The organism is Alteromonas sp. IB21 (assembly GCF_016405965.1).
GTDB lineage: Bacteria > Pseudomonadota > Gammaproteobacteria > Enterobacterales > Alteromonadaceae > Alteromonas.
The window spans coordinates 36,595-57,542 of sequence record NZ_JAEFCD010000017.1 but is presented as its reverse complement, the minus strand read 5'-3'; the positions used below and the strand labels follow the sequence as shown (position 1 = coordinate 57,542).

The following is a 20,948-nucleotide window of genomic DNA, read 5'->3' as shown; positions in this document are numbered from 1 at the left end:
TTAAGGCAGTCTGTATAGCATAACCCTGTAATAAAAGGCTTGCAGGGGCGCTTATGTCGGGTTTTACAAAAATATCTACAGCGATAGTGGCCGTTTTCATTAGCTGCTTTTTGATGTTTAGCTATCTGGTTTACTTCCACATACAAAATAATATTGAGGAAGAGATGACGGGCGCGCTCAATCAAGTGCGTGAAATGGTAAACCTCAATATCCCTGTCGCTGATATCGAAGCAATTGTAGAGCCTAGTCCTCACTTATCTGCCCATTATTTCACGGGCCGTCTTCAGGCAGAGCAGCCTTCAGTGATGTCGACGACTGAACGCAATGCGCTGGCACCAGTTATCATCCCAATTCAGGAAAATCAGTATCTTATCGTTACGCCTTTCGATACTACTGAGCTCACACAGAATCTCACTTTCTTTGCCTTAGTGGCGGGACTGTTTTTTGCGACCTTCGTTCTGCTTCTGTTTACGTTAAAAGTGGCGATTAGACAGCGGTTGGTGCCGCTAAATCAGCTTGCAGAAGCGTTGTCTGAGTTAAGGAAGGGAAAAGACGCACAGCCCTTGCCACACTCCGATATCACCGAAATGAACAGGGTGTTAGACCAATTTAAGCACCTGCAAAATGCGCTTAAATCAAAAGAGAAGCAGCTCATTAAAATTGATAAGCAGTTAGCGCTACTACAAGAGCAAGAACGCAGTTATTTAGCCAGAGAACTTCACGATAATGTGGGGCAATTGCTGACAACCATAAAGGCACACGCGTATATTTTAGTGAATGCGAGAGAACGCGCTGTGGTAGAGCTTTCTGCGCAAAAAGTGCAGGTGATGTCACATCAAATAAGCGATGCAATTAGAAAGCTTACTGCTCACCTTCACCCTCTCGTTTTGGACAGAGTATCGCTACAGGCGTCGCTTGAGCGACTGGTATACGAACAAGAAGTGGCACAACCTGATACGCAGTGGGACGTGTCAATTAACCTTAAACGTTACCAGCAGGATAACGAGCGAGATATCCATCTTTATCGTTTTGTCCAAGAAGCCATTAACAATGTTGTTAAGCACGCTAAAGCCACCCAAGTCAGTGTGCAAATTGATGGGGATATTCATCGTGTTTCGGTTGTAGTGAAAGACAACGGGCGGGGGTTAGGGCGGCACATCGTAGAAAATATTGGCATGTCTTCAATGCGCAGTCGGGCGCGATGCATAGGGGCGAGCTGCAGCGTAACATCGCCAACGGGCAGTGGTGTTACCGTATCGTTGCAACTAGCACTTAAACAGCCGTCGCTAGTCTTAGGGGGTAATGCCGCGTGAATATTCTTATTGTCGACGACCACGCTGTGGTGCGCGAGGGCTACAGAGCATTGCTAAATGCCATGATGCCAGATTGCCGTATTTTTGATGCTGAAAACGGCGCGCAAACGCATCGCTTATTGGCAAGTAGTGACATTGAGATCCTAATTCTCGATATCAACCTTTCTAATGAAAGCGGCCTTGTTCTGGCGAAGATATTTTTAAAGCACCATCCAGAGTTAAAAATCATCTTTTTTAGTATGTTCGAAGACAGTGTCATCCTTCATCGTGCCATGCAAACAGGTGCCATGGGGTACATCAGTAAAAGCAGTTCGCCTGAAATACTGATCTCTGCCATTAAGGTAGTCTCAAAAGGGCAGAAGTATATCGAACGCGGGCTGGCGGTAAATTTAGCCAATCAACTTCTCGACACGAATGTCGACATTGCAACCAAATTGACTAAGCGCGAGTTTGAGATTTTTATTGCGATAGCGACGAATAAATCTCGTTTGGGTATCGCTGAAGAGCTAGGGCTATCTGCTAAAACTGTGTCTAATGCGCTTACGGTGATTAAGCGTAAACTTGATGCTGTGCCTTCCCAGTTTTCTGCCATTGCCGCCAAGCACGGTTATATCGGCGATACAGAACTTTCTTTATCTGAATCTGTGTCATTCGTCGAGAATGGTGAGAAATAGCCATAGGTTTCCCCTCCTAAAGTAGGAGTCAAATCGGTCTATCGCATCATGGTAGGCAACGCGTAAAAGTACCATTATCAAACTACACAACAAACCAAGTTACTGCGCGTGGTACGCGCAACGTTATCAAAAGGTATTTCTTATGATTTATGCAAAGCCAGGTAGTGAAGGTTCGGTCGTAAGCTTTAAAGAAAGCTACGGTAATTTTATCAATGGCGAATGGGTAGCACCGGTTAAAGGTGAGTACTTCACTGCAACATCTCCAGTTGACGGCAGTGACATCGCGCAAATTCCACGTTCAACGTCAGAAGACATAGAGCTTGCGCTAGATGCTGCTCATGCTGCAAAGAAAGGCTGGGCAGATAAATCAGTAGCCGAGCGCTCGAATATTCTTCTCAAAATTGCTGACCGCATTGAAGAAAACTTAGAGCTACTAGCCGTAGCAGAAACTTGGGATAACGGTAAGGCCGTTCGTGAAACCCTAAATGCAGACATCCCTCTTTGCGCCGACCACTTCCGTTACTACGCTGGCTGTATTCGCAGCCAAGAAGGCACTATTGGCGAAATTGATAAAAATACGGTGGCGTATCACTTCCATGAACCTTACGGTGTGGTTGGTCAAATCATCCCATGGAACTTTCCGTTACTTATGGCGGCATGGAAACTTGCTCCAGCACTTGTTACCGGTAACGTAGTGGTGCTGAAGCCTGCTGAACAAACGCCGGTATCTATTTTATTGTTTGCAGAGCTCATTCAGGATTTACTGCCACCTGGTGTACTCAATATTGTTAACGGGTTTGGCGCAGAAGCGGGACAAGCCCTTGCTACCAGCACTCGAATTGCAAAAATTGCATTTACTGGCTCCACGCCTGTTGGCGGACATATCCTTCGCTGTGCTGCGGAAAATCTTATTCCATCAACGGTGGAGCTTGGCGGCAAGTCGCCAAACTTATTCTTCGCAGACATAATGGACCACGAACCAGAGTTTATCGATAAGTGTGCGGAAGGTTTAGTGCTTGGTTACTTCAACCAAGGCGAAGTATGTACGTGTCCTTCCCGAGCGATTATTCAAGAAGACATTTACGATGCTTTCATGGAAAAAGTGTTGGAGAAAATTCAGAAGATCAAACGCGGTAACCCACTAGACACAGAAACCATGGTTGGCGCGCAAGCGTCTAACGAGCAGTTTGAAAAAATCCTTAAGTACATCGATATCGGTAAGTCTGAAGGTGCGCAAGTTGTCACCGGTGGTGAGAAAGAGCAGCTACCTGGCTTCGATGGAGGCTACTACATTCAGCCGACTATCTTGAAGGGTGAAAACCACATGCGTGTTTTCCAAGAAGAGATTTTTGGCCCTGTTATCGCTGTCCAAACCTTCAAAACCGAAGAAGAGGCAATCGAAATTGCCAACAACACAAGCTTCGGACTTGGCGCCGGTGTGTGGAGTCGGGATGCTAATGTGGCATTCCGCGTAGGTAGAGCAATTGAGGCAGGCCGAGTATGGACTAACTGTTACCATCTTTATCCAGCGCATGCCGCGTTTGGTGGTTACAAGAAGTCTGGCATTGGCCGCGAAACCCACAAGATGATGCTCGATCATTACCAGCAGACAAAGAACCTATTGGTAAGTTATGACATCAATCCGCTTGGTTTCTTCTAAGTAGTCAAGGGGCGGCACTCATTGCCGCCCGCTACCTTTATGCGCATCGCATTTACCTCAATCATTTTCTTGCTGTTTCTCAGTACCAATGTGTTGGCGCAATCTGACGCCACAGACATTCCAGAAAACATTAACAAAATATTTCCCAACGCTACACGCGTGGGAGAAATGCACACTGACATCAAGGTAACCCCGGTCTATCAGCTTCAGCAGCTACTCGGATACGTTTTTGAGTCGAATGACTTTGTGGACTTCATTGGCTTTTCAGGTAAACCCGTTAACGTAGTGATAGGGTTAGACCCCCAAGGTAACTTCATTGATCTTTTCGTCAAGCAGCACAGCGAACCTATTTTTTTGCACGGGCTCGGCGAGAAATCCATGTTCGATTTCGTTGCCCAATATCAAGGGCATAGTATCAAAGAGCGTTTTATCATTGGTGGAAAAAGCAATGTAGGTAAAGACGCTACCTACTTTGACGGGGTTACGAAAGCCACCGTATCAGTGCTGGTCATCAACGACACTATCGTGACGTCTGCATTAGCGGTTGCCAGAGCCAAGCTCGATGGGTTTGTTGCGCCTAGCAACAATATAATCAACCCAGAGTTTTACGAGCCTCTCTCTTTTAGCGAGCTGGTGGATAAGGGCTACGTCCAAAAGCACCAGATTACCAGAGAAGATACAAAAGGCCTGCCGAAAGAAGTTATTCGTGCGGTTGACGACATTCAAAGCGAGCTTGCTCTTGACGGTGATCTTGTTGCCGAGCATTACTATGCGTTCTTGAGCCTTCCCATCGTGGGGAAAAATCTACTCGATAAGGATGAGTATGCGAGATTGCAAGAAAATTTAAATCCGGGTGAAATGGCACTGTTGGTGTTGAATACAAAAGGCTTCAGCTTTGTTAGCGATGAGTTTGTTCCCCAGACCACACCTGAGCATTTACGGGTATCACAAGGCGGTTTTCCCACAGCTATCCGCGATATCGATTTTTATAGCTTCTATGACCCTGCATTTTCACAGACATTGCCCGACTACAATGAGATTAAAGTACTACGAGTAAAGTCGAAGGGCGGGTTGTCACTTGATCAAGAAATGGAACTCGCGATCAGTGTGCCGTTTAAGCCAAGTTTCTTCGAGCAAGATGAGCACCTGTTCCCTTTGAAAGTGACGCTGCCTAGTGAACTGTTTATGGAAAACCCTGAGGCTCAGTTAGCGAAGCCCATTCCGTTGTGGCAGAAAATTTGGGGGGACAGAACCTTAGTGATAAGCATCACCGTTGTTTATCTTGTGGCGCTGTCGTTGTTTTTTGCATTCCAACAAAGGCTTACGCCTTACACGAAGTTTGTGCACACAGTACGGGCATTATCCCTTGTGTTCGTACTGTTTTTTATTGGTTTTTACGCCCAAGGGCAACTGTCGGTTGTCAACATATACACGCTGCTACTGGATATTGTCGATGGCTTCTCGTTAGAGGTATATCTTCTCGATCCGGTTATTTTTATTTTGTGGTGCTTTGTATTTGTCTCGCTATTTATCGTAGGGCGGGGACTATTTTGTGGTTGGCTTTGCCCCTTCGGCGCACTCCAGGAAATGATGGGAATACTGGCTGAAAAGCTCAGGATAAAACAAATGAGAATTAAGCATCAGCACCACAAACGGGCGCAAAAAATTAAATATGTGTTGCTGATAGGCCTAGTTGCGTGCTCATTCTACTCGCTAAACCTTGCGGAGCAGCTCGCTGAGATAGAGCCTTTTAAAACGTCTATAACCTTACATTTCGTTCGATATTGGCCCTTTGTACTGTATTCGGCTTTATTGCTGTTACTCAGCTTAAAAATTCATAAAGTCTACTGCCGCTATTTATGCCCTTTGGGAGCGGGGCTTGCCATTCTGGGTCGTTTCCCTTTAGTTAAGTTGCTCACACGTAAAGACGCCTGTGGTAATCCGTGTCAGCTGTGCAAACAAAAGAAATGTGGTATTGATGCTATAGAACAAGACGGCAGCATTGACTATGCTGAATGTATTCAGTGCCTTGAGTGTGTGGTTACGTTAGATAACCCTGACTTGTGCAAAATCGATAAATATAAAAAGAAAAAGGTGCCAACGCGTGTCAAAAACCTCAATCCTGTCCGCACTTAGTCAACCAGCGAAAAGCAATGTTGATAGTGATAATGAAGCTGATTTTTATGGCGCTAAAGAAGCCTGTCGCGATGTAGCCAATGAGATCTTGGCCCAAGTGCATTGTGAAGAAATAGAGCTACTGCTCTTTCATACCAGCACGCTGTTTGACTTAGATACCGTAGCACAGGAAATCACCGCACGTTTTCCACACGTGAACATTGTTGGCTGCACCAGTGCGGGTGAGTTTAATAAAAATGGCTACGGAACAGAAAAACTTTTGGCCGTCGCGTTTTTGAAAAACGAGTTTTCCATCGCCACTGCGATGGTGGCTAATTTGGGTGAGGTGAATTTCGATGAAGCCCATGATATTGCCAGCGGTTTGCGCAGAGCGTTGAAAGGACGAGAACGCCGTTACGATAATGAACAGCACTTCGTTATTTCTGTGCTAGATGGACTAACCCGCCATGAAGAACATTTTCTAGAAACCTTTGCTACTGCATTTGGCAACATTCCGCACTTAGGCGGCAGCGCTGGGGACGATTTAAAGTTAGAAGCTACCTATGTATTTTATGATGGCGCGTTTCACCGAGACGCCGCTGTATTATTGCTTGTTGGCACGGGGAAACCCTTTACAGTTTTCTCAATCGATCACATTAATTCACCGGTGTCGAAGCTTGTGGTTACCCATGCAGACCCTGAGTCGCGAACCGTGTATGAGATTAACGGTGAGCCGGCGGCACAATATTACGCCAGTCTGCTAGGAATGAAAGCAAAAGACTTAACGCCGGACGTGTTTTCGCTTTTCCCTTTAGCGGTATTGGTGGGCGGAAAATACTTTATTCGCTCAATTCAGAAAGTAGACCCAGTTACTAATGCTATTACGTTTTATTGCGCAGTTGATATTGGCATTATTCTCACCTTTATTCAGCTAGGCGATTGTATTGAAGCATTAGAGACCAAGTTGGATAAATTGCGAACAGAGCTTGGCGAGCCCGAGTTCGTCTATGCCTGCGACTGTTTCTTACGAAGGCTTGAAATTCAACAAGGTAAAAACGACCACGAGATAAAACGCCTACAGCAAAAATACAAGGTTGCAGGCTTTAATGCGTATGGCGAACATATTCATTCAATCCATCTAAATCAAACGTTTACGGGGGTGTACTTTGCAGCCCAGTAATCACTTTACCGATGTAGAGGCGCTCCAAAAAGCCCTGCATGAACAAAAGCGTGAAAACGAAAAGCTCGAAAAGATAAACGCTGCGCTGATGTATCGTATGGAGGAAGGGGGCTTTAATCATCATAGCTACCGCGCATTCGAGCACTCGGTTCAACTTTCTGAAAAAGTGAGCCAGAAAACAGAAGAGCTTCAATCTGTACTGCAAAAGCTCGAGCAGTCAAATGCAGAGCTGGTGCGCGCGCACGAAGAAACCCATCAGGTTAAGCAGCGTTTGCATGATGCCATTGAAAGTACCAATCAGGCGATGGTGTTGCTTGATAGGCTCGGCGGGATCATTTTCTTTAACCGGCATTTCGAAACCGTATGGGACGATCTTTCCATCACCCCTAAAATTGGTGACAACTATTACGATATTACCCAAGCTGCCAAACATTCTGGGGTTATTCGCCGTGCACTGCCTGCCGACGTGGAAGGTAGGATGATTTACCAGTTGTCGAACAAACGCTGGTATCAGCTGACAAACCGACCGACTCAAGAAGGCGGGAACGTTATTCTGTTTAACGATATCACTGAAGTAAAGCTGCTTGAGTCGAATCGCTACGAGCAAGTCATTAAAGAGAAAAACAAGCTACTGCAAAGCCTGATCGATAATATTGATGTTGGAATATTGCTCATTGATAAAGAGGGCGGCATCGCGTTTTGGAATAATACGTTTTTGACCCAATCAAATGTGCCCCAGCACATACTGGTAAACAGTAAGAATATTTATGCCCTTCAAAATAATCGTCACTGGAGCGGTTTAAACCTAAATTCGGAAGGACCGAGCACCCAGATTATCCACGAGCATTTGGTGGTTGAACGTAATATCACCACGTTGCCAGACGGCAATACGCTGTGCACGTTTACCAATGTCACGTCGCAGCATAACTACGCGGAAACGCTGAAACAAAACGAAAGCTGGATCCGCATGATAACCGATAACGTGCCCGCTCTTATTGCTTATATTGGCACGGATAAAAAATTTCAATACACCAACAAAGGTTATCGCGATTGGTATGGCGTCAGTGAGCAAGACATTAACGATATGCCAATGGACCGCAGCCATCTTAAAGAGGTTTACCCCAAGCTTATTCAGTATTTGCGCCGCGTTAATCAGGGCGAGGTGGTGAGCTTTCAAAGTAAGGAAAAAAATGCCCATGGTGACGTTGGTTTTTTGCAAAAAGTTTACCTGCCTCACTTCAATGACTCTGGCGGTATCGCTGGGCATTTCGTTCTAGCTACCGATGTATCACAACAAGTAGAGAGCCAGCTACAGCTTAAAGCGGCGAAAGACCAGTTAGAATCGAATGTTGAAAAGCGTACTCGTGAACTCAACCATGCCAACATCGCTCTTCAAGAAGCCATCGATTCAAAAAGCAAATTCTTGGCTGCCATTAGCCACGATCTTATGCAGCCCCTTAGCGCCGCTATATTGTTTAACGAAACTTTAAAAGATCAGGTGGATAGCTCATCTAGCCCTATTGTTACTGCCCTCGATAATTCACTGTCTGATTTACATGGCCTTATTCGCACGCTAATTGAAACGTCCAAACTAGACGCTGGGGTGTTACAGCCCGATAAGCAGCATGAAAATGTATTGCCGTTACTTATGCAGTTAGCCGAAGAGTTTACGCACATCAGTAAAGACTACAGCGTAGACTTTCGCTACCGTTTGAAAGAAGCCTTCGTAGTAACAGACGTGAACTTACTTTCTCGAATATTGCGAAATTTATTAATAAATGCAATGAAATACGGCGCGAACGGCAAGGTGTTACTGGCTGCAAGAAAGGTGAATGAAAACCTGGAAATTAGCATATATGATCAAGGAGTTGGCATAAGCGAAGACGATCAGAAAGTTATTTTTAAAGAGTTTTCTAGGTTAGAAAACGACTTTAACTATTCCTACAGTTTGGGGCTGGGCTTATACATTGTTGATAAAATGAGTAAGCTGCTAGAGCACGATATTCGGGTTCGCTCGAAAGAGGGGGTAGGTGCGTGCTTCACCGTGACCATTCCTGTTGCAGAAGAGTGTGATACGAACCAAGAACAAGATTATCTTTATACCTTAGAGCCTTCATTACCAGATTACGTTTTAGACAAGCATATTTGGCATATTGATAACGATGCCAATATGCGTATAGCTATGCAAACCTTGTTCGCAAACTGGGATATGGAAGTAGAAACCTTCTCAGGTTTTGAACAATGTATTGCCGTAAATAAAGGCAGCTTTGACGAGTGCGACATGCTTATTGTCGACTACCATTTAGACGAAGAAGAAACAGGGCTAGATATTGCCAAACGTGTAAGAAAACTCTCGCCTGCAATGCCCATTATGATTTGCACTGCTAACCATTCAAAAGCATTAGCGGATGAACTTGAGGATACCGATATTCAACTGCTGCACAAACCGGTTAACTCTTCAGTGCTTAAAGCCTCACTTGTCGCTAGCTTGGCAGGTTAGCAAATGAACGGTCTGGGCCAAAGAAATTGCGTTTACCTCTACAGCCGTTCGCCGCAAAGATAGGCCGTCTTTAGCTACATTGATGCTCGCTTAATTAAATACGTACTGGTTAAAGTCGATATTCGCGGCACTGGCCACGACTTTCACTCGGTTGCTAGCTCCTAACTTTTTGAGAATAGATGAGACATGAGACTTAACCGTGGTTTCAGAAATATTAAGCTCGTAAGCAATCACTTTATTGGCTAGTCCTTGCGTTAAATACTTCAACACAGTCAGCTCCTTGCGGGTTAAAGAACGAATTTGCTCCGGCGAAATACCGTTGTCATTAGTCTTGCGGGTTCTGGTAGACGGCGTTCTCAATATCTCTGATGGTAAACACACATTCCCTTCAAAAATACTTTCGATGGACGTAGCGATTTCTTCAATTTTGCTACTTTTTGAAATAAAACCAACCGCACCATAAGAAATGGTTTGCAGAATGTTTTGCTTTTCCGTCTCCGCGGAAATGATAACCACGGGGATGTTGGGGTGTTGGTTTCGAACTTCTAACAGTCCGTTAAGGCCGCAGGTTTCCGGCATATTTAAATCGAGCATGATCAAGTCGAATTTGTCGTCTTGCTCAAGTAATGTCAACGCTTCAGAAATTGAATTGGCTTCGAGGGTTTCTGAGTCGGGAAACTTTTTCCCTAAAATAGTAATCATTGCGTGACGAAAAATAGGGTGATCGTCAATTATCAGGATACGGTGCATGGTCTTTCCCTAAGCTAAAAAAGCGACATTTGCCGCTGGCCTTGTGACATGTTTAGGTTGACGTTTTATTCGCACATAAGCCTTTTTAGTAAGACAAAATTACGGCGTATATGAAACGCTTCAAAGTGACCAAGTTCCCCGAAACGTTAAAGCTAAACAGTCACTTCATGTACTCACGATGTTAACATTAATATAACATTGAGTCAGGCCTAATAAGACCAATGGCTTATAATAAAAAAGCACGTAAGACCGGTACTGACGGGACTTTCGTTCTATAACTCGTCAAGTAACTGCCTTCTCTTCTGGGCGTATTCTGTTTCGCTAATTAGGTTCGCCTTTTTTAGTGCATCTAACCGTTTAAAACGGGCAACGATATCGTTTTCTGCTGGTAAGGTGGCCGTGTCGGATATGTTTTTCTGGCTGGGCGTGTTTTCCCTATTCGACGGGGAAAGTGTTTCCTTTTCTACCGATGCCTCTAGCGTGAGCTTTGTAGGCGCAACCACCCAATCGAAGCGATTTTTCATTTTCAGTTCTATATCAGGTGCGGAAAAAGAGAGTGGGGAATCGAATGAGAACTTTGCTTGTTTCCGATTACCAAAATTAAAGTCGTATTTTATCAAGCCTTGAGAAGTGGGATCATAAGCCATCTCATAGGCTTTATTAGCTACTTTGTCGAACTCGCCAATAAGAATATTGAGCTGGTCGTCTGCAACGAAAATACTGCCTGCAACGTAATATGTTTGGGTTTTAAGGCCTGCCAAATAGCGCTTCTCTTTACTAAGGGCAAAAATTACGTCTTGCTGAGCCGTCGCTTTACGTAACGCCTTTGGTAAATAAACTGCAAGCAAAGAAACCTGTTCACTTGTAAAAAGCGGTGTTGACGTATTTTTGTTCTTAACCACCTGAATAGCGCTAAGTATGGCGGATACATCCTGCTCTTGCAGCGTAAAGGGGTGCTGGTTGGCACGCATGCTACTTGCTGTTTCGTTTGGTTTTTCAATAAGAGCAATGAAATTGTTCTTGTCCTCTTGAAATATCGTTTGTGCGTCAGCACTTCGTGCTGAAGGTATTAAAACGATGATTAAAAAAAACAGTCGAGTTAGATTTAAAAAAAATAGAGACGTGCTTTTCATGGGCTTTCCTCTTAAATAGTAAAAGCGAGAAAAATTTATCTCGCTTTTTTAATTTTACTTTTCTTTTAAAAATCTACTTTAATTCCAACTTTAAAAATTAAATTATTCAATATTTTTGAATTTAAAATATCCGATTGGATAAATATAAAATCTCAGCGAAATTAAATGTAATTTCATATATTGTAATATGCGTTGTTTTTTAAAATCACGATTAAAAGAATACCGTGCCGCCCAGTTGAATAAGGGTTAAATCCTCTGCGCTGTTATAGATGCCCTGTGCAGCTTGTGAACCTTCAATATCTAAACTAAGGTTTTCGTATTTCACGTATAGCAAGAAGCGAGAACCAAAGTATTGTTCCGCTGCAACGCCCCACTGACTTAGCTCTGAGCCGGTAACGCCATCTAAATGCGCCATGCCGTATTGGTCGTTATAGCTTGCATACTCTGCATAAAGCGCAGAGTCACCAAAGCGATTGAACTGCTTTCTAATACCCGCTTTAAAATAATAGGCATCCGTATCATCACCCGAACCCACAATCGCGTCGTCAGCTTCTTCCATCTGATAAGTGGCTACCCCAAACACCCCTGATTCTAGATGCATGACGCCAGCTTGTAATTGCAGCGTAGTTGAGCTGTTGCCCCCAACATTACTGCCGCCATCTTTGTTCACCGAGTAACCTGCGTGAAGATTGGTTTTGAAACCTTCGTGTTCAGCAGCATATTTGACTGCAATATCGTAAATTTCGTCGTTTGCATAACCTACTGCAATACTCACATTGCCCATTTGGGGAAGATCATAGCGTACGCCATTACGATAAATACCGTTACAATCTAGCCCTATACCCAAACCAGGCGTTGCCAGGCACTGGGCAAATTGCCCCCACGCTACATTGGTTAAGCCTTCTTCCACGCCTCGAATAAAAAAGCCATTAGCTCTAAACAATGGTGAAATGCCTGACCAAATAGTGCCAGACGGATCGGCAAGAACCGCAATGTTATCGGTGGGAAGGCTTTGTAAACCAATAGTAACTTTACCCCAGTCGCCGCCAAAGTAGAGGCTGCTGCCTAATAAGCCTATGTCGCCACCATTGAAGGTGTCTAAGTTGTCCTGGTTTGCAAATAAAAGCGGCGTTTGATGGCCACCACCGGCGTAGTTTGGTGCGCCTGAAAGAGGTTCAATAATGACCTCAAAGCCCACGTCCATGCCTTGTTCTTCCAGTTTGTAATTCCCTGAAAGCGTAATACGGCTACCTAGCGTTGTACCATTGTCTGACAGTTGTGCCACATCACTACCCACACCGTCGTCGTAGTAGGTTAAGCCTTCATTTATCCATCCAGAAATATTCCACGAATAGGGCTCGTCTTGTGCAAAGCTATGGCTACTAACTGCGCTTAAAATGGCAATAGATAAACAGGTTTTTTTCAATGCGTTCTTTTTCATTTTACTGTCCCAATGTTGGTAGTGTTGATTAATTACAGTGGCTTTTTATTTTTATTTTCGACTGGCTTTAATGCTTTCGGTGTCCAGTAAATTGATAATAGGTTTTATTGAATTTTGAACCATCGGTCGTAAGGCGTGTTAATCTCCTTCTTTAGTAGTGGGAAAATTAAATGTATAAACAATAAAAAACGCGACTACTGTGAAAAAATAAGTCGCGTTTTTTAATTTTTGTCTCAGTTTTTATGTCGATAAAAATGCGTATGGTAACAACTGCTATCTTATTAGAATCTTGCTTTTAGATTCACACTGACCATTCGCGGCTGTGCGGGGCCCACGAATTCTGCGCCTTCTACGTCAGGATAAATGTCTTCTAACACCTCATCCGCCTCGCCATAAGTGCCGAAGGTTTCATAGTCTTTGTCGAACACGTTGTTCACACGCAGTGATGCGGTAAATGTGTCGTTGAAACGGTACGATGCATAAGCGTTTGCAATAACGTACCCGTCAATCTTTTCATTTTCGTTTGCCTCATCGCCCCTAAAGTACTGACTAGATGCTGAAATAACTTCCGCCCCTAAACGCGCTTTATCCGTTAAGGCGTAATCTGTGTAAAACTTGACTAAATGTTCTGGCTGGCCTGGAATTTTGTCACCTGGCGTTACGACCCGGTCCGGCCCCTGAGGATTGAAGGGGCTGAATGACGTGAATGTCGATTCATAGGTTGCGTTGAGATAGTTGTAGTTTAACCGGTATGTTAGTTTATTCCACGTAGAGCCTACGCTGAATTCAACGCCCTGACGCCGGGTTTCATCGACATTGATGAAGTATCCGCGAGACGCAACAGAGCCAGCCTGTTGGAAGATAATATCGTCCTTACTTCTACTGTGAAAAACGTTTAGCATCAGGTCGATGTTATCTATACGCGTGGTGTAGTTCGCTTCAATAGTTTGGGTAACCACCTGATCAAGAGGAGGATCGGCCACAAACCCATTTGGTAAGCGGCAAGGGTCGTCTTCATCTGCACAGCTTAACTCTGCTGGGCTTGGCGTTCTTGAAGACTGGCTGATTGCAAGATTCAACTGGCTTTGCTCATCAATGGTAATATCTACGCCCACCGCTGGGTTAAATTGTGTAAAACGGTGATCGCCGTCTAATGAACCTTCACCGTCATCAATCAGGTCTTCCATAACAATATGGTCTCGGTTAAACCGTCCACCAAGATTGAGTGATACGGCTGAAGAGAGCTGTGTACTATTCATGAAAAATAGCGACCATGCGGTGGTGTCTACATCTAATCTAACCCTGGCTTCTTGTGCCATAAGCCCGTCAATGGGTAAAACGGTGCGTGAGTCTTGTGCAGAATCGTTTTCCAAAATACCAAATGTAGTATCAGCGGCGTAGTTAACGTCTCCTTTGGTGTAGCTGGCACCAACAATTAACTCTGAACTGAAGCCGCTTAAGGCATATTGTTTTGCTAGCTGAAAAGATAATCCAGTAGCTTTGGTGTCTGTGCGGCCCGTATTGTATGTACCATCAAGTTCATCTGCGTCCACATCTGATATTTCGGCAAGCGCGGTGTCGTCATCAAAGCCAATAAATTCAACCGCCTCTATATCATCACCTTCGCCCACAACAGGCAAATCATCGTCATCATCGTCGTCGCCATCATCATCACTATCAAGTGGAGCATCATCATCATCGTCGTCATCATCTTCAAATTCACACAGTGTTACACGTCCATCAGCGAACTGGCAGGCACCAAAATCACTGTCATCGCCGTTGATTGATTGAGTTTGTGTGTCGCGATAAAACATATTGGCGGTTAAAGATAAGGTGTCAGTTAACACAAAATCACCGGTGATATTAACGTGCGTAAGTTCGTTGTTGGTCTGATCGGGGTGGGTGTAGACTGCTTCTCTTCCTTCAATATCGAGCAGTTCAATAGGTGATGCACCGTTGCCAAGTAATTCGTTATCGGCCATAAACAGGTTCATGTCGAGATACATCTTGTCACTTTTATAAGCAAGGGACGTAAATACTTGCTGCACTTCAGATGGCGAATAGTCGCGCCAGCCATCTTCCTCATAGTGATTCAGGTTTACGTAGTACGCCCAGTGATCGTTATGACCACCCGATTCCACAGACGCGGCTTTCTGGCCAAATTGTCCAGCCTGTAAATCGATTTCATTGGCGTTGAAGCTAAACCCTGTTTTCGTTGTTAGCGCAAGAGCGCCGCCTAGCGTGTTCTGGCCAAACAAAGGGTTTGAACCCGAGTACAAAGAAACAGTATCGATAGCATCTAGGGGCATTAGGTCCCAATGCACAGTATCACCAAAAGCTTCATTAACCCGACCGCCGTTTAGGTAAACCGAAATGCCCTGAGGTAGGCCAAGCAACGGAGAGGCAGTAAACCCGCGGTATTGCAGGTCGGGTTGGAACGGATTGTTCTGAACATCGTTTAGGTTCACGCTTGCAAGCTGAGTTTTGAGTAGCTCCGGTAGTGAACGATTGACGCTCCCTTCAATGTCATCTTGAGTGAGTGTCTGAACGTTGCCAAATACAGCAGAGTTGTTGCTGTTGGCGCTAAGCGGCGTTGCCCCTTGCACCTCTATTACCTCGTAGCGGTCCATTGCATCGTTAGCTTCTGCAGCAGGGCTAAACGCATAGGTTACTGCGCTTGCAATAACCGCTAGAGCAAATGGTGAACGGGCAAGTTGGCGTGATGGGAAACGTGCAACGTTTTGGCTAGAGCTTTTAGTAGAAATTCGCGTAGGCATGGTCTTGTCTGCTTCGTTATTATTTATATTTTCAGTATTGCCTTAACCATTCCCTAAAAATATCCTCCTTAAGTGGGAGGAAGTGTCATAAATTGGTAGCAGTGTTTTTTCCCGAATTTCCCAACATGGGCATCGACAAAATGTTATTGCACCAGCCTTCACGCTCTTTGATATTAGTATCGCTTGCGCCAAACAAATACAGGTTATTTTCATAGGTCGCAGCGCCTAGCGCGTAGCATTCCCCCGAGGTTCTTGGTTGCCAGAAAAGGTGGTTTGCCAGTACCGCTTGTAGTCTTGACTGTTGATAGAACGCAATGCGATACACCCAATGCGAGGCTGAATAACTAGAGGCTGAATTTAGAGAAGCTGATTCTACTGTTGTGGGTGGGGATGCGGTTGAAAACGGTTCTAGGTGCGAAGCAATATGTTCAGCTTTAAATCGCGCTAAAGCAGTGGTGTTTTTCGCGAGGGGATGTAACAACCGTGGGAGCGAAGGCAAGTTCTCTAGAGCAATAAAATGTCGATATTTAGAGGCAAGACGCGGTTTGAAAAGTGATGGGGCGCTATTAAAAGCGCTTGCCCGTGCGTTAAGCGCCTTACGTGCCTTTGTAAAACGCTCGCTTGCGACTGATTTTTCAGGTGAAAGTAGTGCCCCCAGGTAGGAGCGCGATACCTTATTAGCACTCGCTAAATAAGCATTTTTGGTGGCACAATCTTCGGTGGCACACTCGTTCGAAGACAACGCATTCATTAATTGCGCAAAATAACGAATAGCTGCACCCACACCCTCTGCGTGTTTATTAGTGTCTGGCAAAGGCGTTGAAGGTGCAATATCTAATGAGGCAAGACAAGTGGATACGACATGTTTTAGGCGTTCCAGCCTTTTATTGTTATCGCCCTTTACTTGCTTGTGTGTCAGGTTTTGTGAAAGCCTTGGTACTGCTTCTGTCGAAAGCGCGCTTTCTTCATCATTCATCGCTTCTTTTGTGACGAGGCGGATTGCAAAGTTGCCTTGATGATTGATTTCAGGGTCGATAAATAAGGTGTTTTCATGGCCTGCTACAGTGTTAAGCGTTGCTTCTTGCTGTCGTAATCCATTAAGAAAGTATTGAGGAAACCACCAGGTTAATACGTGTCTTATTGATTCGTTTTTGCCGTTTACTGTTTGTGGATAAAGGAAGGCTTCTTTGTCTGAGTGTGAGTCTTCGCGTTGAGATACGTGCTGACTCAAAGCCGTTTTTTCTCTCAGGGCTGTTTCTCCGCTCAGGGCTGACTTTGCGCTCAGGGCTTTCTTTGCGCTCAGGGCTGTAACAACGTCCTTGCACTGTTCAAAAAATTGGGGTGAATTACTGTAAACCAGCGTAGTAATGTTGTTGGGCTGATACCACTGGCGTTTGTAGTCTTGAATCGCTTGAATGCTATTTCTGCCAATGGTGTGTGTAAACCCCCCCGCGTGTTGATAGGCATTTTTATGGGTATCGGCTAATCGAATAGCGGCGTTTAATGCATAGTCGCTGTTTGCCTCTAGCATCGCGAGCTCGTTAAAAATAACCCCGTCACGCTCTAAGCTTACCTCATTGTCCTCGTAATCGTGGTTGAGTAAACCGCAGTACAGGTATTTTATAGCGTCAAGCAGCAAACTCGCTTTTTTAGAGGTGGCAAAAAAGAAGGTGTGTTCAGCTAATGTGGTAGCGTTAATAGTGACAGGCAGAAGTGTATTTGCCGTAAAAAGCTCGTGGGCTGCCGGGTATTGAGGAGAGCGTCGAAAGCTCATGTGCTCAGCTAAATGAGATAGCCCAGAGTGGCTTACCGCGGGAGTTTTGAGCGCAAAAACAACGCTGTGCACTTTTGACCCAGAACCGGCATCAATGAAATGAAATTCAGACATACACTTTTATCATTACGGGTTAACGGTATCTTTTTTTGTTTCGTACCTATCGCAGCGCATTTATCTCGTATTACTTGTCTCGTAGCGCTTACCTCGTAGCACTTACTTCTAAAATGGGGATCGGCTTTTCCACTTTTCGATACTGAAGCGCCTTCGACGGGTTAGTTCCTGCTTTATCGGTAATGCCTTTCATTAAATGGTGATCGGGCGACTTACTGCAAACCGGATCCGTCTTATACATATCACCTGTTAGCAGGTAGGCCTGACATCGACATCCGCCAAAGTCTTTGTCTTTTTCATCGCAGTCCCTACAAGGCGACGGCATCCAACTATCGCCACGAAAATGATTAAAGCTAAAATCTTGGTGCCAAATATCGTGCAATGAACGTTCTTTCACGTTGGGAAAAGACAAAGGTAATATCTTCGCGCTGTGACATGGAAGGGCACTGCCATCTGGCGTTACGGTTAAAAACGTTGTGCCCCAGCCATTAATGCACGCCTTAGGGCGTGATTCGTAGTAGTCGGGCGATACAAATATGAAGGTTGGCCCTTTACCGTTTTGCTGCGCTCGATAGCGGTTCACTGTGGCCTCAGCGCCCTGTAGCTGCTGTAACGTAGGCAGCAAATGGTCTCTGTTTTCATAGGCCCAGCCGTAATACTGTACGGTAGCCAGCTCAACAAAATCAGCGTTTAGCTGCTCGCTTAACGCCATCACGTCGTCTATTTCGTGAATGTTCTGCGCGGTAATACAGAAGTTAAGCACCATAGGGTAGTTGTATTGTTTTACCAGCTTCGCAATTTTGAGTTTTTGTTCAAATGAGTGGCGCTTATTGCCTATTAGGTCGTTTACTTCGGCATTGGCTGCTTGAAAACTCAGCTGAATATGGTCGAGCCCGGCTTCTTTGAGTTTGGCAATACGCTTTTCTGTCATGCCAATGCCAGAGGTGATCAAGTTGGTGTAAAAACCCAAAGCACGCGCATAAGCGACCAAGTGCTCCAAATCTTTTCGAAGTAATGGCTCTCCGCCAGAAAAGCCTAATTGAACGGCGCCCATTTCCCGCGCTTCACGCAGAACACGCTCCCAGTGCTCTGTAGAGAGCTCATTGAATGTTTCTTCCATGTTTACTGGGTTGGAGCAATACGGGCAATGCAAAGGGCACTGATAAGTAATTTCGGCAAGGAGCCATAGCGGGGGCGTGATGTGGTCTGATGCAGGATTTTGTGCGTCGCTTTCTACGTCGAGGTGCAAATCAGCGTCTGTATTATTCGTCATAGCGGATCCACTTCTTTTGCTCGGCATGAACCAGAAATGCGTGAACATCTTCTTCTAAATCATCGGGTGCATCTGGGAACGCCTGGCGAAGTTCAGCACAAATAGCATTTTCCGTATTACTGCCATCTACACGCTTGAGAATTTCTGCCGCAGAAGGATTAAGTTTGATCATTCCTTCGGGGAACAGCAAAACATAGCAACCTTGGGCCTTTTCGTACTGCATGCGAAAAAGCGGGTTTAAAGAGGCGATTTTGTCTGTTGTTACGCCGCCTTTGTTACTGAGACTGCGGTTGTTTTCAATGTTGTCTGCACCAACGCTATCAGAGCCACCGCTATCAGCATCTGAGTGGCGTTCGGCTTGCGACTGTAATTTCGACATCATTAAAACCTCCCTTTATGGCACACCCGCTGGTCGGCGATACCATCAAACGGCTTTCTCTTATATTCGTAGGCAAAGCAAATAGCATCTGCAATGCTCCACAAAATATCAATTTTGAACTGCAATATATTGAGCGCATGTTCTTGCTGTTGTCGGGTAATGAAGTGGTCTAGGGTAATCTGTAGGCCATGCTCGACATCACGGCGCGCCTGACTTAACCGCATTTGAAAGTAGGTAAAGCCCTCACTATCAATCCACGTGTAGTGCCCAGGCCAAGTATCTAATCGGCTTTGATGTATTTCAGGGGCAAACATTTCAGTTAACGATGAGCAGGCAGCCTCTTCCCACGACGCACGGCGGGCAAAATTCACATAAGCATTCACTGCAAACTTAACCGCTGGCAACAGGTGGGTCTCATCAAGTAACTCGCTGCGGTTCAAGCCTACCGCTTCGCCCAATCGCAGCCAGGCTTCTATGCCGCCAAGTCCGTCTTCACCTTCTCGTCCATCATGATCGATAATTCGTTGGATCCAGGTTCTGCGAACCGATTGATCTTCGCAATTCGCTAAAATTGCCGCGTCTTTAACCGGTATCGCCATTTGATAATACAGTCGGTTGGCCACCCAGCCCTGAATTTCATCAACGCTGCAGTGTCCTTCATTCATACGTTTATGAAATGGGTGATGAATATGGTAGTAAGCGCCTTTTTCTCTCAGTTTTTGTTCGAATTCTTGTCTAGACCATGCGTGTTCTGTCATTACTACACCTCAATTTCCATACCGTCGTAAGCCAATTCAATGCCTTGTTCACACAGGCTGTGATAAGCACTGGAGTCTTCGTCAAGCACGCGATTTGTGTTGTTGATATGAATAAGCACTTTACGCGCAACGTTAAATTCATTTAGCAGCGCAATGGCTCCGCCTTTTCCATTTACCGGCATGTGTCCCATATCAGTGCCCAACTTGTTGCTAAAGCCGTGATCTATCATTTCTTCATTGGCCCACAGCGTGCCGTCAAATAGCACGCAGTGAGACTCGCGCATCACCTGTTTTACTGTGTCGTTTGCCTGCATACATCCCGGCGCGTAAAAAAGCACGTTGCCCGTGGTGTCGTCAGTTATCTTCAGGCCAATATTGTTGCCCGGCACAATGTTGTCGCGATACGTCGAATAAGGAGGCGCATTAGACTCTAATACCACAGGTTGGAAAGTCAGGCCTTCTGCCCCCTTTGGTACAAAGCGTTGATGATAATCGGTATTAATTGAATGCTGCTGTAGTCCGCCGTGCCAGTGTTTTAATACGGTAAAAAGGGGGAAGCTGGTGGTTAGGTCTTCGGCCACAACATCGGTACAATAAACGGGAAGGGGTAAGCCTTCGCGCAATGTTAGCAGGCCTGTAGTATGGTCTATTTGACTGTCGGTAAGCACGATTGCGCTAATGCGCGTGCCGCGAGACACATGGTCCTCGGGCCACAACTGCGGGTGGCTATTTATCTGCTCCCGTAAATCGGGGGAGGCATTAATGAGAACCCAATGGTTGCCGTCGCTACTGACAGCAATGCTCGACTGTGTTCTGCTTTTTGCGTTTATTTTTCCTTCCCGTAATCCCTTACAATTTGGGCAGTGACAGTTCCATTGTGGAAATCCACCCCCGGCGGCAGCACCAAGAATCAATACGTGCATAACAACTCCATACTACAAGTAAAAAAAGGCTGCATCGGCAGCCTTTTTGTTCATCATCCCAGAGGGCGTTGCCTAGCGGTTATTGATGTAAAGTGTTACTTCAAAACCAAGGCGCATTTCTGTGTATTGGGGTTTAGTCCACATAGTTGTTCCTCTTCTTTATGATTAAACGCATGACTGAGTA

At 45.2% G+C, this 20,948-nt stretch carries 16 protein-coding genes; 6 read left to right on the top strand and 10 right to left on the bottom strand.

From position 1 onward, the window contains the following. Window positions 1-53: 53 nt before the first annotated feature. The 6 genes from JC525_RS12570 (at window position 54) to JC525_RS12545 (ending at window position 9,442) form a co-directional block, all read left to right on the top strand. On the top strand, window positions 54-1,313 hold the full coding sequence (locus tag JC525_RS12570; protein WP_198816151.1) for a sensor histidine kinase: 1,260 nt from the start codon (window positions 54-56) through the stop codon (window positions 1,311-1,313). After that, entirely contained in the window at window positions 1,310-1,987 is a 678-nt protein-coding gene (locus JC525_RS20195; protein WP_198816150.1) for a response regulator, read from the top strand. The genes JC525_RS12570 and JC525_RS20195 overlap by 4 nt, the downstream gene beginning before the upstream one ends. Before the next feature lie 142 nt (window positions 1,988-2,129). After that, window positions 2,130-3,647, top strand: a complete 1,518-nt coding sequence (exaC, locus tag JC525_RS12560; RefSeq protein WP_198816149.1) for an acetaldehyde dehydrogenase ExaC — start codon at window positions 2,130-2,132, stop codon at window positions 3,645-3,647. 39 nt (window positions 3,648-3,686) lie between these two features. Next, window positions 3,687-5,783 (top strand): 4Fe-4S binding protein, encoded by a 2,097-nt coding sequence (locus JC525_RS12555; protein WP_198816148.1) that lies wholly within the window; start codon window positions 3,687-3,689, stop codon window positions 5,781-5,783. After that, a complete protein-coding gene (gene nosP, locus JC525_RS12550) occupies window positions 5,752-6,942 on the top strand; it encodes a nitric oxide-sensing protein NosP (protein WP_198816147.1) in 1,191 nt (396 codons plus the stop codon). The genes JC525_RS12555 and nosP overlap by 32 nt, the downstream gene beginning before the upstream one ends. After that, window positions 6,929-9,442 carry an ATP-binding protein gene (locus tag JC525_RS12545; RefSeq protein ID WP_198816146.1) on the top strand — a complete coding sequence of 838 codons (2,514 nt, stop codon included), beginning with the start codon at window positions 6,929-6,931 and terminating at the stop codon, window positions 9,440-9,442. Before nosP ends, JC525_RS12545 begins: the two co-directional genes overlap by 14 nt. Window positions 9,443-9,532: 90 nt before the next feature. Here the strand turns inward: JC525_RS12545 and JC525_RS12540 are convergent, their stop codons facing one another. The 10 genes from JC525_RS12540 to pqqA form a co-directional block, all read right to left on the bottom strand. Next, window positions 9,533-10,192 (bottom strand): response regulator, encoded by a 660-nt coding sequence (locus JC525_RS12540; protein WP_198816145.1) that lies wholly within the window; start codon window positions 10,190-10,192, stop codon window positions 9,533-9,535. Between the two features lie 272 nt (window positions 10,193-10,464). Next, a complete protein-coding gene (locus JC525_RS12535) occupies window positions 10,465-11,325 on the bottom strand; it encodes a hypothetical protein (RefSeq protein WP_198816144.1) in 861 nt (286 codons plus the stop codon). 211 nt (window positions 11,326-11,536) lie between these two features. After that, window positions 11,537-12,766: a porin gene (locus JC525_RS12530; RefSeq protein ID WP_198816143.1), complete on the bottom strand. Its 1,230-nt coding sequence runs from the start codon at window positions 12,764-12,766 to the stop codon at window positions 11,537-11,539. A gap of 281 nt (window positions 12,767-13,047) precedes the next feature. After that, window positions 13,048-15,543: a TonB-dependent receptor gene (locus JC525_RS12525; RefSeq protein WP_198816142.1), complete on the bottom strand. Its 2,496-nt coding sequence runs from the start codon at window positions 15,541-15,543 to the stop codon at window positions 13,048-13,050. 85 nt (window positions 15,544-15,628) lie between these two features. Next, the gene (locus JC525_RS12520; protein ID WP_198816141.1) at window positions 15,629-17,431 is read right to left on the bottom strand and encodes an insulinase family protein; all 1,803 of its coding nucleotides are present in this window, start codon (window positions 17,429-17,431) and stop codon (window positions 15,629-15,631) included. 88 nt (window positions 17,432-17,519) lie between these two features. Further along, the gene (gene pqqE, locus JC525_RS12515; RefSeq protein ID WP_198816140.1) at window positions 17,520-18,704 is read right to left on the bottom strand and encodes a pyrroloquinoline quinone biosynthesis protein PqqE; all 1,185 of its coding nucleotides are present in this window, start codon (window positions 18,702-18,704) and stop codon (window positions 17,520-17,522) included. Further along, a complete protein-coding gene (pqqD, locus tag JC525_RS12510) occupies window positions 18,694-19,086 on the bottom strand; it encodes a pyrroloquinoline quinone biosynthesis peptide chaperone PqqD (RefSeq protein WP_198816139.1) in 393 nt (130 codons plus the stop codon). Before pqqD ends, pqqE begins: the two co-directional genes overlap by 11 nt. Next, the gene (pqqC, locus tag JC525_RS12505; protein ID WP_198816138.1) at window positions 19,086-19,841 is read right to left on the bottom strand and encodes a pyrroloquinoline-quinone synthase PqqC; all 756 of its coding nucleotides are present in this window, start codon (window positions 19,839-19,841) and stop codon (window positions 19,086-19,088) included. Before pqqC ends, pqqD begins: the two co-directional genes overlap by 1 nt. 2 nt (window positions 19,842-19,843) lie before the next feature. Then, window positions 19,844-20,764 (bottom strand): pyrroloquinoline quinone biosynthesis protein PqqB, encoded by a 921-nt coding sequence (pqqB, locus tag JC525_RS12500; protein WP_198816137.1) that lies wholly within the window; start codon window positions 20,762-20,764, stop codon window positions 19,844-19,846. Window positions 20,765-20,836: 72 nt separating this feature from the next. After that, window positions 20,837-20,908 (bottom strand): pyrroloquinoline quinone precursor peptide PqqA, encoded by a 72-nt coding sequence (pqqA, locus tag JC525_RS12495; RefSeq protein WP_071953288.1) that lies wholly within the window; start codon window positions 20,906-20,908, stop codon window positions 20,837-20,839. Window positions 20,909-20,948: the final 40 nt, after the last annotated feature.